Annotated in this window: 12 protein-coding genes and 1 pseudogene; 1 reads left to right on the top strand and 12 read right to left on the bottom strand. The window is 29.8% G+C overall.

Going from position 1 to position 15,254, the window contains the following annotated elements; genetic code table 11:
- The 12 genes from BD821_RS02350 to BD821_RS13755 all read right to left on the bottom strand — a co-directional run bounded on the left by BD821_RS02350 (position 1) and on the right by BD821_RS13755 (position 14,318).
- Positions 1-969: a YbgA family protein gene (locus BD821_RS02350; RefSeq protein WP_104409134.1), complete on the bottom strand. Its 969-nt coding sequence runs from the start codon at positions 967-969 to the stop codon at positions 1-3.
- A gap of 48 nt (positions 970-1,017) precedes the next feature.
- Positions 1,018-1,704, bottom strand: coding sequence for an ABC transporter ATP-binding protein (locus tag BD821_RS02345; RefSeq protein WP_104409133.1), 687 nt, complete (start codon positions 1,702-1,704; stop codon positions 1,018-1,020).
- The gene (locus tag BD821_RS02340) at positions 1,697-2,854 is read right to left on the bottom strand and encodes an ABC transporter permease (protein ID WP_104409132.1); all 1,158 of its coding nucleotides are present in this window, start codon (positions 2,852-2,854) and stop codon (positions 1,697-1,699) included. The genes BD821_RS02345 and BD821_RS02340 overlap by 8 nt, the downstream gene beginning before the upstream one ends.
- Positions 2,838-3,506 carry a cobalamin B12-binding domain-containing protein gene (locus BD821_RS02335; RefSeq protein ID WP_104409131.1) on the bottom strand — a complete coding sequence of 223 codons (669 nt, stop codon included), beginning with the start codon at positions 3,504-3,506 and terminating at the stop codon, positions 2,838-2,840. The genes BD821_RS02340 and BD821_RS02335 overlap by 17 nt, the downstream gene beginning before the upstream one ends.
- A gap of 181 nt (positions 3,507-3,687) precedes the next feature.
- Positions 3,688-7,014: a VWA domain-containing protein gene (locus BD821_RS02330; protein ID WP_104409130.1), complete on the bottom strand. Its 3,327-nt coding sequence runs from the start codon at positions 7,012-7,014 to the stop codon at positions 3,688-3,690.
- An 18-nt stretch (positions 7,015-7,032) separates the two neighbouring features.
- Complete coding sequence (locus BD821_RS02325; protein WP_169993920.1) at positions 7,033-7,563, bottom strand: PilW family protein; 531 nt, start codon at positions 7,561-7,563, stop codon at positions 7,033-7,035.
- Between the two features lie 20 nt (positions 7,564-7,583).
- A complete protein-coding gene (locus BD821_RS02320) occupies positions 7,584-9,677 on the bottom strand; it encodes a hypothetical protein (RefSeq protein WP_104409128.1) in 2,094 nt (697 codons plus the stop codon).
- 13 nt (positions 9,678-9,690) lie between these two features.
- Positions 9,691-10,506: a type IV pilus modification PilV family protein gene (locus tag BD821_RS02315; protein ID WP_104409127.1), complete on the bottom strand. Its 816-nt coding sequence runs from the start codon at positions 10,504-10,506 to the stop codon at positions 9,691-9,693.
- Between the two features lie 12 nt (positions 10,507-10,518).
- Positions 10,519-11,745 carry a hypothetical protein gene (locus tag BD821_RS02310; protein ID WP_104409126.1) on the bottom strand — a complete coding sequence of 409 codons (1,227 nt, stop codon included), beginning with the start codon at positions 11,743-11,745 and terminating at the stop codon, positions 10,519-10,521.
- Positions 11,732-12,307, bottom strand: coding sequence for a PilN domain-containing protein (locus BD821_RS02305; RefSeq protein ID WP_104409125.1), 576 nt, complete (start codon positions 12,305-12,307; stop codon positions 11,732-11,734). Before BD821_RS02305 ends, BD821_RS02310 begins: the two co-directional genes overlap by 14 nt.
- Before the next feature lie 11 nt (positions 12,308-12,318).
- Positions 12,319-13,500: a pilus assembly protein PilM gene (pilM, locus tag BD821_RS02300; RefSeq protein WP_104409124.1), complete on the bottom strand. Its 1,182-nt coding sequence runs from the start codon at positions 13,498-13,500 to the stop codon at positions 12,319-12,321.
- Between the two features lie 392 nt (positions 13,501-13,892).
- Positions 13,893-14,318 carry a prepilin-type N-terminal cleavage/methylation domain-containing protein gene (locus BD821_RS13755; RefSeq protein ID WP_104409123.1) on the bottom strand — a complete coding sequence of 142 codons (426 nt, stop codon included), beginning with the start codon at positions 14,316-14,318 and terminating at the stop codon, positions 13,893-13,895.
- 178 nt (positions 14,319-14,496) lie between these two features.
- Here BD821_RS13755 and BD821_RS02290 point away from each other — a divergent pair.
- Positions 14,497-15,254 (top strand): annotated as a pseudogene (locus BD821_RS02290) (transposase); the annotation flags it as partial.

Below are 15,254 nucleotides of genomic sequence, written 5' to 3'. Positions count from 1 at the left end.
CTACAAATCATCTATCTTTCCTGTATCACTTATATCCACTAATTCCTCAGGATAAGGTTGCCAAATGGTTTGATCTAATAAATAAGATTGCTCATACTTAATTACATATGACCTTAAAAGGTTCATAGGTACACTTAAAGGAACCTTTGAATCCTTATATTTATCAAAGGTTCCTAATACAAATATCTTTTCATTTGATGAAAGATTATCTGAAAAATAACCAAATATATGCATTAGAGTATTTATATAATTAGTGTATCTAGGAAGTGTTCTAAATGAATAGCCTAGATGTTCCCTATACTTCTCTATTATTTCATCAAAAGACTTTTTATCATGATTTGCAACTATTCTCCCTAGCACCTTTTGCTCTTTTTGATTGTAAGCCATAAGAAGGTATTTATTATCCGATTGAAATTTAACTAGGTTTGCCATAGACTTTGTTTCTTTAACCTGACGAAATTTAAACATTATATATAGCTTTGTAAGAAAGTGTTCTCTTATCCTAAAATTAGTAAGCCTGCCCTCTTCTTCAATAGCTAGGTAAGGATATCTTTTCATAACCTCTCTTGCAAAAATTCCAGCACCTTTAGTAGAACCTGAAGACTTTTCCTTTCCTAAATATATCTTTACATCTTTAATGCCACAGGTTGGGGATCTTCCCTTAAGAATAAATCCATCCACATCTTTAAGCGAATCTAAAAATTCTAATGAGTAATCTTCCATCTCCTTTGTATAGGTGTTACCTGTCTTAGGTTGGTATAAAGTTATTTTATCCTCTTTAGAAACTAACCTAACAGAATCCCTTGGTACTCCAAGACCAATTCCAACTTCCGGACAAACAGTATTATATTCCACATAATCTTTTAAATTACTTACAAATTTATTTGATACAGTGTCACCATTATATCTACAAGCACTAAAACCTAAGCATCTACTTACTACTACCTTTGGCTTGTTAATTTCATCCATGTATATTCCTCCTATTTATACCATTACAAATAATCAAACTTTTTATAATTATTTGCGAATATCCATATTTATTATTCCATCCTTTATTTCTACTATTCTATCAGCCTTTTCCGCTATTTTTTTATCGTGAGTTATTATAATAAAAGTAGTTTTATACCTTTCATTTATCTCCCTTAAAAGGTTATAAATATTTTCTGTGGACTCTGAATCTAAATTTCCTGTAGGTTCATCTGCCAATATTATTTTAGGATTGTTAATTAGAGCCCTGGCTATAGCTGTTCTTTGTTGTTGTCCTCCTGACATCATAGTAGATAGATTATTTTTCACATTATTAAGTCCTAGTAAGTCTAAAAGTTCGTTAGCCCTTTCATAAACCTCTTTAGGTGGATTTACCTTTTTTATTCTATAAGGCATAAGTACATTTTCTAGCGCTGTAAATTCAGGTAATAAGTAATGAAATTGAAATATAAATCCTATAGTCTCATTTCTTAGTTTTGATAATTGATTCTTGCTCATACCTTTTGTATTAGTACCATCTATTATAACTTCTCCTCTAGTTGGAGTGTCTAAAGTACCCATAATATTAAGTAATGTGCTTTTACCACTACCGGATTGCCCTATTATAGAATTAAATGAACCTTCCTCAAAATCAAGACTTAAATCAAATAACACTTGAGTTTTTACTATACTACCATATGTTTTATCTATGTTTTTCATTTCTATAACTTTAGGCATTTTTTATCACCTCTATCGGACTTAATTTAGATGAGTTTATAGCAGGTATAGCTGATGCTATGGTGGCAGATAATATAGCTACAATTCCAGAAAATCCGATAAATTTATAGTTTATATATATATCTACTACTGGTGTCCCATCTGAATTTACCGCAAATTTTGTAAACATAAATAAAAGACCTAATCCTAGAGCTATACCGAGTAAAGCTCCAAAAATACCAAGGATAATTCCTTCAAATAAAAAGATTTGACTTGCTGTTTTATCTTGTATTCCCATGGCTTTTAATATACCTATCTGCTTTGATTTTTGAACTACTGTTATAGCTAAAATACTAGCTATGCCTAATAATACTGATATAAGTACAAATATTTGAATCATTATACTAGATATATTCTGACCCTTAAGTCCACTTAAAAGTTGTTCATTTTGTTCTTTCCAGTTTTCTACTTTAACATCTTCACTATTTAAACTTGATTTTATAGTATCAGATAATTCATCAGCTATAAAAGGATCCTTCACTTGCATCTCTATAAATGAAGTCTTGTTGCCAAAAGAAAATAAATCTTGAGATGTTTTTAGTGTAGTTATAGCCCAGTTCTTATTTATACTAGATACCTTAAAATCATAAAATCCTACTATTTTAACTTCTCTCTTATTTCCCTTTGCTGTAACTATGTAAACATCTTCACCAAGCTTAACTTCTGATTCCTTTTGAAACTCTTTTCCGAGTATTATTTCATTTTCTCCTTTAGGGTATGTTCCTTCGTAAATCCTATCTTTTATGTTGTATATTTTATCCGAATCCTCTATGTTAAATCCTCTAATTAATAAGGCATAATCATCACTTCCATCATTAAGAAAAGCATTAAAATCAGCGGATACAGCTACATTTTCAACCCCTGATACCTCTTTAATCTTATCTACTTTTTCTTCCCAGTTATCAATAAGCTTATCCTCAGTTTTAGATGAAACTGTTATCTGCGAAGAATTACCTATAGTTTTATCTACTAACCCTATTTGCAATCCTTGGATAAGTGATCCTATAAATATTTGAACTGATACCCCCACAGCTATTCCAAGGAGTATTAGTATAGTTTGTGCTTTACTTGATTTTAAAAATCTAATGGCTATACTATAAGCTAGCTTCATAATGTTTCTCCTCTCCAAAGCTTTTAATGTCTTGGTAAGTTTGTAGTAACCGATCTGCTCCTATCTGTTTATATACATCTGGATTAGAATTAAAAGCATAACCCCCTACTAAAATTTCACCTTGGTATTTATTAGTATTCTTTATTTCTTGTATTATGTTTTTTGCTGCAATCAGATTGTAATAATTTGTAATACTTATATCTACATACTTTGGCTTTATATAATCTATTGCTTCTATAAAGTCTTCTTTTGGTGTATTGCTTCCTACATATATTGTATCAAATCCATTCATAAGGAAAAAATCTGCAGCCATTAAAGCTCCTATCTCATGGTGTTCCTCTGGAGGACATACCACAACTAACCTGCCTTTATCTTGTTTAATACCATTTTTATTAATTTCCTTTAATATATAAGGATAGGAACATTCTAATATAGTTCTAACTATTGAAGTTCTAACATGCTCCTTCCATACACATATGGTTTTTTCATTTAACTTACAAGTCATATTATTTAGTGATGGCTCAAGAATCTTTGTATATAGGTTAATCACATCAATTTTTCCACTTTCTAACTTTGATAATACAAACTTTACACAACCTTCTTTATCTTCCTCATCAAGCATATGTAAAAATTCATCATAATAAGCATTCATAAGCTTCACTCCTTTAACTTATATTTAACTATATTATACTATAATTCTCTAAAATTTGTATATTACTTTGTACTAAGTATATCTTATTAACTTAAAATAGCTTAAAAAAATAACCATATTCATTATCAATAGATTTAAAATTATCTATATGAATAATGAATATGATCATAGGCTTATCTAATTAAAATAAATCAGGAAGATCACTTATATTTATATTTAATATTTTATTCTCCTGTTTGTCTATATTGCTAGTAACTCTTACACTATCACCTTCCTTACCACTAGGCACTAAGGTATATATAATTATATATTTTTTATCCTTTTCTAACTTGAATTGAGCTTCATTGGTTATCTTGAAACTTTTGCCAACCATAATCTTTTCCTCAAGACTTCTTTCATTTATAGCACCATTTATGAGTTCATACTTTTTAAATACTATATTGCTATTTTCTATATCTCCACTTAATATCATATTAAGCTCTGGGCTGTCTGATTTTATATCTAAGGATATAGCTAAAGTTATAGGCATAGTCTTGGTAGCCTTTAAATCCTGTCCACTATTTATATAGTCTTTAGCGCCGTTCATCCCCTTAAATATTCCCTGGGATGTTATATCACTATATCCAAAAACCTTAAACTTATATTGTTCAAACATTGATTCCCTATTTACCCCATCTATATCGGTGTAAGTTAAAATTGAGTTTTCTTTTTCTAATACATATTCTTTAGCTTCTTTTGGAGATACATATAATGAAAAACTAATAGGTTCTGCTTTGTAATAGGCCTTAGTAATATCATTAGAAGGCTTAATCAACTTATAAGTTATTCCCTTAGGTAAAATACCACTAAGCTTACTTCCATTTAATGCTGCATTAATACCATCTGTTTTAACTTTAATATTTAAAGCATTTTCAAAGGTTTCTTGAAATTTTATATCCTTAATAGTATAGCTGTCCTTAGATGGAATATCATTTGGTTTAGCATCCCTATTTAATACTATATAAGGAATATCTTCTGGTATTATTGTATAATTTAACTTAAACTCATCCCCTATTTTTTTAGCGCCGTTATCTTCTAATTTTCTAGTTAAATTAAGCTTTGCCTTTGCTTCTACTATAAAGGGTCCATATATACCTGACTTTTGAATATCTTTTATATTTCCTTCTTTATCTTTATTACCTGTTTTGTAGGTTATATAATATTTACCTGGCTCTGTAGGAAGCTTTATACCTTTGTTACCCTTAAAAATAACATCTGTGTACTCTCCTGGGGTAGTACTTTTTGAAGGATAAAATGAGTCCTGTGGTATATTATACTTGTCAGGAATTTTGGTTAAATCTCCTCCGTTTTTGTACTTATAATCATTTTCCCAGTCCGCCTTTGGTATATATAAGAATTTAAAGGCTGCTCTACCTCCCCAATTAAAGTATTCTAAATGTATAGGATAATAATTGTCTTTTTTTAAGTTATATACTTGTTTATTAGTACCAAAGAGCTGTCCTTGAACTTTAAACATATCTACAAAAGTACTTGTCTTTCCATCTATGGTTATATGTCCTCTAGAACCATCATCAGATATTATACCTAAAACATACTCTCCGTCACTAGGTACCTTTAAGTATCCCCAAAACTTAGATGCTTCTTTATAGTCATTTGATACAAACATGTCATTAATAAATATGGAATTAGTTACCCATCTAGTACCTTTAGCTCCGTCTTCTTTTATATAATTTTCCCAATGTCCATATTGATCTGCTGTAGTGGAGTATTTAGCCTTTTTAATTTCTGTTGCCTGAAAAGGTGTTTTAAATACCTCTTTTTGATCGTTCCACTTACTCTCATTTGAGATACTTGGTAGATGGCTTACATCATAGGATCTTTGAGTTAAACTTCCTCTATTTTCTAAGTCTATATCTAAATTTAAAGATTCCTTGTTTAAATTAAGCTCCCTCCAGTTATCTATAGGAAGTTCTGTAGGATTTGTGTTACTATCTACAAATTGATACTGAAAAAAGTTTATATTATTACCTTGAAAGTTTATATCTGCATAGGAATCTCCTATGAGTTTATACTTCTTATCTTCTACAAATTTATCATATCTAGCTTTATCTTTATCACTTGGCTTTATTAGCTTAGAGTCATATTTATCTATACTACCTTTAGAGTCTGAAACATCTATAGTAACATCTACATAGGATGCTATTAGCTTTTGTTCATCAAAATACTTAGTTTCACTCTTTCCTAAAACCTCTAATGTTGTATAGGAAGTTTTATTACCCTTTTTATCAAGTTTCCCAAGGAAGATATCTCCTCCAGCTTTAACTTCGTAGCTTACTGTAAACTCTATAGGATCCGCTACGTAAGTTTTTTTATCAGAAGATAATTTATAATATACATTATCTATAGTGGTAGAAATCTTATTACCTGTGGAGCTGTAATTTAAAGGTATTTTACTTTTAACCTCTTTTACAGATATATTATCTGTAAATGTTTCTTCAAACTTTAAGGATGCACTTAGGTTAGATTCTATAATCTTTTGGATTTCATTATATATATTATTTATACTACCCTCGTTATCTGCTTCATAATACATACCTTTAGCTACTTTTGCTATATCTTTATTGCTTGAATTAACATCTTTAGTAACTCCTACTACAAAACTTTTAATACTCTCATCTTTATTATTGCTATAATCTCCTAGTTTCTTTCCCATAAAAGTTGCATAGTTTAAAGCTTCCTTTTTGTTATCATATGTCCCATTTATGCTTTGCTTAACCCAATATTCATTTGATACATTATAATATTGATCAGTATATTTTCCTACCTCAGAACTTTTCAAATTATTTGATATTGCATTACCCTGATAAATTGAACCGTCCCAATTAATACTATAAGCCTCCGGATATCCATCTGTCATAAGAACCACATATTTATCATGGCCTTGTGAGTTATTAGAAAGCATAGTATATGCTACCCTAAGAGCATCACCTATATTTGTGCTTCCACCAGTGTCTAATGCATTAACACTCTTAGTAAGATTTACTGCGTTGTTAGATTTCATATTTGTTAAGTCCATTACCTTTGCTGCGTAAGTGCTATACTCAACTAAGCCTATACTAACTTTATCATCATCAAATTTATTAATAAAGGTATTAGCTACTTCTTTTATCATATCTAATCTAGATTTTTCATTATAGTACCTACTAGGTTCTCTATCTTCATTAGGTATATATTTCATACTTCCAGAGGTATCTATAAGTAGTACTATATCCTTTTGTCTATTATTTTTAGCCACATCTTTTGCATTTATTGGTTTTGGAGTAATAGTATACTTCACATCGATGGTTTGTCCTACTTTTATATTCTCACTAATACTACTTTCCCTGCTAGCATCTAATAATGTATCCGCTGCCTTAGTATCCTTTGTTATCCCAAAAGCTGTTAATCCAAATATAGGAACTAAAAAAAGGCTCATCCACTTATTCTTTCCATAATTTTTTAAATTCATATCTGCACCTCCAAACTTTTACTTATTTCTAAAATACAAAGTATTATTTATCTCATAGGTTACATCTTTATTTTTCATCAATATATTTATTCTTACACTACTAGTTTCTGAAAAGTTTTTTCCATCTACAGTGTAAATATTAACATCTTTTACATCTTTACCTACCACTTTACCTATCTTTTTCGGTGAGTCTTTATTATCCTTTTTATATTGACTTATTACTCCATCTTTTATTTCATAGCCATTTATATCTCCATCTCCTGAAACAAACTCTATAGATTTCATAGATAAAACTTGGGTTTCTTTTAATGAATTAATGTCATTAATATCTGTTATATTAGAAATCTCTTTAGCTTCCATTGCATCTTTAGAAAAATAACTCATTATGCTTTCCCCTTCTGATTGGAGATGAGATTTTATTTCTGTTGTATTAAAACCTTTATAACTAGTAATGAAAAATGGAAATAATACATTTAATACTATTATAAATATAGCTAAGGTTACAATAAGTTCTATCAATGTAAATGCCTTATGTTTTCTACTATTCATGTGAAATTTTCTCCTATAAATCATTTTATGATTTTCCAGTTACTTGTAGTTACAAGACTATCTCTTGTATTATTTTTAATATTTTCATCTATAACATAAGAAGCATCCACTTCAATTTTTTCTGTATAATTATTATCATTATTTTTAAGTATACCCTTTAAGTAATTATAATTTTTAGCTACATTATATTTTACATCTTTACTATCATATACAATATGTTTATTTCCTGAATCTTTAATTGTAATGTTTCCATCTGTTATAATTAATCCTTGAAAGTCAATATCCCCTTTAATTTCTATATCTCCCTTTGTTATTATAATTCCGCTTCCTTTACCACCTTTTAATCTTATATTATTCGCTCCAATGTTTGAACTTGAAATTGTTATAGGTCTTAGGCTGCTACTTACATAAAATACTTCCGTTTCGCTATTTGTATCTATTATATTTTTTTTACCTTCCCCAACTTTAGAAAAATCTATATAATCTGATACCTTTGTTATCTCCTTTGCAATACTTTCATATTCTTTTTTAACTTTACTTATCCTAGTATTATTATCTGCTGTATAGTCTCCTTTTTTAGCTTTACCATTTGAAATCTTAGCACCTACACTTATAGTATTTTCAGGTAGACTTATTCCGTTTAAAATCATATTTTTACCACTGTATTCATCTATATATGCCATGAAATAATTGTTTTTATCGTTAAAATTAAGTTCCGAATTATTTTTAAATCTTGTAGCTAGTTGCAATGGGCTTTGATATTCAAATACTATATTATCTTTTTTTAAGCTTCCATTCTTCTCTAGAGGACTTGCATAGGCTCTATAGTTTCCTTTTACTCCCACAGATTCTCCTGTTTGATAATAGGGGTTAGTTTTAAGGTATGCAGTACCCATAAGGATAGCCTCATTCTTTATTGTTATTTCTGAACCATTTCCAATGTCGCTAGCATTAACTAAAATGCTGCTAGAATTCTTTTCAGCCTTAGCCTCATTTTTGCTGTCTTCCATAGTCTTTGGTATATCATTTACACCATAAAATCCTTTTTCTATATTGATTTTTGACTTTGTACCTCCTAAAGCTAAATCATTATTTGCATATACTAGTCCTTTAACATCTATAATAGATCCATTGCCTTCATTATCTATTGCAAGGCTTCCTGTATAAACGTTTGAATCCCCTCCAACACTTATAGTAGAATAAGGAGCTTTTATTCTAATATCTCCTAAGGATACCAAATTACCTTTTGAAATATTAACATAAGAATTAACGCCATTAAGTTCTATACCCTTACCATTTGTACCATTAGATAAAGAATAAATAGATCCTTCTACATCTAATTTACCTGCATTTATAATATCTTTATCTGCCACCATAGCTTTTTCTAAGATATTATTCTTTTGTACAGTGACCATAGTAGTTTCTACAGAATAAGGATTATTGTAATCTGGTACGCCAAGCTTAAACTTAGCTGCTACCTTCCTCACATTGCTTTCTTTAGTTTCATTACCCTCTTTTATTAGGGTACTAAAACTAGACTGTAAATTAAGATTTAATGATTCTTTTTCTAAAGCCTTATCTATTTTAAAGTTTATTTCCTCTCTAGGTGTAATAATTTTAACCTTAGGTGAAATATTGTCCTTATTTAATATATAACCTTCATCAGTATCAACATAACTTAATAACTTTTTACCTACATATTCCTTATAACTGTTTTTAAAAATTCCCCCTTGTTTTTCTACTATATAATTTTGATTTACACTTCCATCGCTATTTATATAACTTTTATCATATTCTTTTTTATTATTAAACTTATCTCTTTCAATCTCTAGTAAGCCTTTTTCCCCTTTATAGCCATTTAAATAGTCTAAATAAATCTTAACATCAGAGTTTCCCTTAATTATTCCATCTTCTACTATGGTTCCTATTATTCCATAAGCCTCATCTAACCCTGAATCTGAATTATATAAATTTTGAACTCTTTTACTTTCATTTATTCTAAGCTTAAAATCTGATAAAGCGAGGGACATAACTGCACCGCCTATAGTAAGAAGTATGGCAAAAACCATAATTACACTTAATAAAGCTGAACCTTGTTTTTTATTTAAACTCACATTTATCCCTCCTTTATTTTTCTATAACCTTATAGGTAGCTATATCATAACTACTTTTGCCCTTTGACACCTTAATATATATCTTATAAATTCTGCTTTTCCCTTGATTTATATCCTTTGAAATAATCATATTGTCGTAGTGAGCTACAGTTCCTTCAATATTATTTATTTTATATTCACCTTTTGTATCCTTATCCTTGTAACAATAAACCTTAAATGGATCCATTGTCTTATTTGAAACATTTATAGTATATGTTTCTTTTATATCTCTACCAAGATATAAAGCTAAAGAATTCATATTCAAGTCCTTAGTCTTAGTTTTACCATCATACTTTATAATTATCTTTGAACCCTCAACAGATAAATTTATATCCTTTGAATTTCCCTCTAATATATCCTTATCTATCTTTATATTATTTGGATCTTCTATAAATATAGATGTATCCACCTTTATTTCCTTACTTTCTGTAGATTCTAGGACCTTATAGTTACTATCTGGCTCTATACATCCCTCTACCTTGTATCCTTCTATGTTCCCTGATACTAAGAAGGTTTCAATTTTATCAACTTCATCCTCTTTACTGATCTTTATATCATCCTCTTTAAAAAAGCTGTCTATTTCATAAAAACTTTCTTCTGGTACTGCCTTTATTCTTTCAGTAACTTGCTGGGCTAAAAGCATGGCCTTTTGTTTTACTTCTGCCTGCTTATTTATCTTAACAGCACTTATAGACATAGTGAAGATTGGTATCATAATAATTGATAATATAGCAAGACTTATAAGGACTTCTATTAAAGTCATGGCTTTTTTAGCCTTATAATCTTTCATATTAGATCCCCCTTAATTCTTTTTAATATCTACATTTCCACCTTCACTTGATACTTTAACCCTAGGTCTTAGGCTATCTTCCCCTTCAATATTTACTAATACATTTAGCCCACTTTTATTGAATATCTTTATATTTGCACCTGATAAATCTGATTCTCCTGTTCTTTTGCTTGAAAATATCTTTATATTTATATTTCCTAAGCTCGGATTAAACTCTATGCCTTCTCCATTAAAATCTGAAGGGTAAGAATTTTTAGAAGTCTTATATTTATAATAGTATTTGTCCCCTGACTTAGTTAAATAAATTTCTAGATTTTCTTCCTCGTGATTATCAGCATACACATAAGTTTTTCTATCAGAATCCTTAGACTTTCCAAACATCATAGTAGGTAAGTCAGAATTTATAGGCTTTAAGGATGCTACAAAATCAAAAGACTCTTCTTTTCCTATATTTATATCTTCCACAGTTTTAGCTAAATCAACATTTAAACTACTGTCAAATATATTAGTTTTACCATATTCATTGTTAAGATCCCATCTTAGGTACTCTGCATCTTCTAATCCTAACTTAGGTATAGCAAAAAACTCTAAAGAAGCTGTACCATTTATATTTTCTATATTACTTTGACTTAAATTTATAGTAGTTACTGCAACCTTTTTGCTATAAGCTTCAAGGCTTTTTATAAAGCTCATAACCTCTTCATATTTACCACTAAAGCTAAGTGTTACCTTAAGCTCTTCAATAGGTTCAGTTGATAACTTTTTGCTTTCTGATTTTACATCTTCCTTTTTTTCCTCTTTTTTAATTCCTTCTAAGGTATTGTATTCATCAGATAAGTTGCTCATATCACTACTAATCTTTTCTTTCTCTTTTTCATCTACCTTCATTTCAATTGGTTGATTAGTTATTTCTGAAAAGTTTATACTTCCTATAATCTTAGAGTCATTCATAAGCGTATCTAACTCTATTATTATCTTTTCTTGAATAATTTTTGGATATAATTTCAAGCTCTTATCCTGTATCTTTGCATTTAATATTTTAGTATCAGCTTCTTTTTTAGGCATATTTTCAACCAAAATATCAAGTTTATTTACCTTGTCTAGATAATCGTTTTTTTCTGCCTTTAAGGTTTCTATTTTTGCTCTTTGATTTGAGTATATAAACTTTTGATAAGAAAATAAAATTATTAAACACAAAAGAACTCCTAATAATATTTTTTCTCTATTACTTATCTTCATTTTTATCAACACCCTTTAATGTACATTTTAGTGAAAAACTATTACCTCCAGTAGTGGAGCTTGTATCGGAATTTATATTATTAACATGGACATCTAAAATAGATGATATATTCTTAAGATTATGTTCTAACTCGCCTATAGCAACTCTATTTTCTGATAACCCTTGAATTTGAATTCCAGCAGAATCTATTGACATAGTTTTAAAAGAAACTTCTTTAGGTATGGATTTAGAAATATCAAACATTAACTTACTATTTACAATTTCTTTAGTTTCTAAAGAATTATATAGAAGCTCTACATTTTCATAATATTTATCTAAAATCTCATACTTTCGTGATAGTGCTTCAGCTTCCTTTAACTTTTCTTGATTTTCTGAGGAATTATATGTATTTTGGAGACTTTTTATATCATATTTTAATTTAAAGGTATATGCAGTATTATAAATAAGGCTACCTACCACCAGTATTCCTAGTATAGACAATGCAGTCATAGCATGTACCCTTTTATTGTCTTTTCCCTTTTTGTTATCCAAATAGGGTAAGAAAAAGTTAAAATCCTTCATTATTTCACCACCTAAAGTCTTATTATGGAACCTAAAGCATTTAAATATATATCTAAATCCTGAAAGGCTGTACCATTTTCTATTTCAATATTATTCATATCCTTTATATATTTAGTAGTTAAACCTAGCATCTCTTCAAGGTAAGTGTCCATACCCTTTATCCTAGATGAACCTCCAAATATATAGATCTTATCTATTTTATTTCCAACTCTTTTGTTTTTATAAAACTTAATTATCTTTTGTATTTCTTCGGCCCACTGTTGTACCTCTTCTTTTATAAATAAATTAAACTCATTGATTTCTTCACTGCTATTATCACTTAAAAGGTTAGACTCCTTAATCTTTCTCTTTTCTGCTTCCTTTAAAGTCACATCATATCTTCTAGCAATTTTGCCATCAAGGTCTCCACCTGCAGATCTTATAGCTCTTGTAAATTCTAGTTTTCTACCCTTGTATATATGAATATCAATATTTTCACTACCCATATCCATAAAAGCTACTGTAGAAGTTTTTTCTATATACTCATTATTTATATGGGTTGCACTATTATATAACTTGTTTATTGAATTAAAAGTTACATCTAAGGCATAAGGCTTTAAACTACTGACCTTAAGAAGGTTAAAATATTCCTTTGCCATAGTATTAGGATAGGTTATTACTAAAACACTACATCTTTCTACATTTTCCTCAGTAAATTCTCCTAATATATTATATTGAACAGTGTAATTATCCATATTTATAGGAAGATATTGCTGTATTTCAAAGTTTACTAGGGTATCCATTTCCTCACCCCTAGCCTTAGGTACAACTATTTCTCTATTAATTACAGTGGTACTATTAGTAGTACATACAGAATCAGTAGTCTTAACATTGTGTAAACCTATATTTTCCTTTATAAGTCTTGAAATCTCAAAATCATTTAATATCTTACCATCAGCTAATGCTCCCTCTGGTGTAGGGAATGAAAAAGCATCATATATTATTACCTTGTCCTTCTTTTTCTTACCTACAACTACCTTAATGCTATTACTCCCTATATCAAAACAAACAAGCTTCTTTGATAAAACTCCCCTTTTAAAGAAACCTTCTATATCTTTATTATTAGACCTAACTTTACCTAAACTCTTTATATCCATATTTAAGAGGTTTTTTAACCTTCCTAAATCCGGGCCTTTAATAGATTCATTAGACAAATATACCACCCCTTTTTTACTTTTTACTTAGTCACCTTTTTACTTACCACTTGTATCCTGTAGCCTAACTTAAAAAGTGCACAGATTAAAAATCAAAGTTAAGTTATTTTTAAATTACATCTTTTAAAAACCTTCTCCTGTTTGATATCTAAACTCTGCACTTTACTGTGTTAAGTTTTTATCCGATGGCTACCATCCGTAACACCCCTCTACTCTTCAAGGTGGGGGATGACGGCTGCTACGCCCCTGGATAAGTTCTTCTAACACTCAGATGGAGATATGTATTCCTTATAAGCAAACTCCACCTGAGTCTAAGAATCACTTGATAGGTAAAGTGTAAAGTTAAAGATTAACTTTACACTTTGAAATTTGGGGTTTTGATAATATTATTCTTATGGTTTAGGTGTAGTCGTAACTGTTACTTCTCCAGTGGCTGATATACCCACAGTATATCCAGTTTTCCCATCTTGTTGAGGAGCTTTAACTTCCTTGAAGTACTCTAGTAATTTAGCACTGTCAGCACTTCCTGTAGGTGTAGCTGGAGTCTTTGTCGCTGCGGTTATTTTCTTGTCAGTATCAAAAGTCATTGCAATGCTATCTCCTGGTAAAACTTTGTCTTCTGCTAAAAGAGTTAGTGTTATTCTTCTTATAGTTTCTGCACTTTGTATATCTGCTTTACTTTTTGACTCTGTTCTTACCTTTGTAAAGTTTGGTATTGCTATAGCTGCTATGATGGCTACTATTGCTAAGACTATGATAAGTTCGATTAGTGTAAACCCTTTTTTCTTTTTTCTTTCTTTTGTTAATAATTCTTTCATTTTAAAACCCCTCCAATATAATAGATAGTGTTAACACTATCGTTGTTTTATTTATTTCAATCCTTGCTATTGCAAGGGTTTGTTCTATTTTAAACCTAAAAAAACAATGACCCCCTCTTTTCTGATATAATTGTTGTAATCTACCCCAACAAAAATCTCCAAAAAGGAAGGTGTCATTGTGAGTACAATTATATCAATATTAGTTACATATAATCAACTATTACTTTCACAAATAAATGAATTACTTATTTTCATTGCGAAAAACATACCTTTAAAGGCTCCAAAATATGATATGACAAGCCCTAAATACAAAAAACTTACTGTAGATAAATTACCCATTATTAAGACCTTCGAACATCTTGATTACAATCAACTTTTAAATGAATACAAACTTGCTAATGGTAAAGATAAAAAGCCAGTAAATCCTCGTGGAAAGAATCCAGTAGCACCTGATACTGTCTGCCCTCGTTGTGGTGCTCCGCACAACTACATCTACGATAACGCAGGTGGACGCGGGCAGCTTTGCTGCAAGGTTTGTGATTTGCATTTTAGTAAAAACAAAGTTGACTTCAAGACCGCACTCTTCATTTGTCCTTACTGCGGACATGCTCTAAGCAAAAAGAAAGACCGCAAGAACTTTTATGTCCATAAATGTGTTAATAAAAAATGTGATTTCTACCTAAACTCCCTTGCAAAACTTTCATTGAAAGATCTAGAAGAATACAAGAACGATAAGCACAAATTCAAGCTCCATTACATTTACCGCGAGTTTACTACTAATTATTTTGACGTTGATTTATCTTCTATGCCTAAAGGTGCCACTAGCCTCAAATTCAGAAACTTTTCTTCTCATGTAATGGGACTTTGCCTAACATACAACGTTAATTTAGGACTATCTACACGCCATACCGCACGTGCGCTTTGGGAAATCCACGG

It is taken from the genome of Clostridium algidicarnis DSM 15099 (assembly GCF_002934235.1).
Taxonomy (GTDB): domain Bacteria; phylum Bacillota; class Clostridia; order Clostridiales; family Clostridiaceae; genus Clostridium_L; species Clostridium_L algidicarnis.
This window is presented reverse-complemented; position numbering and strand designations above follow the sequence as displayed.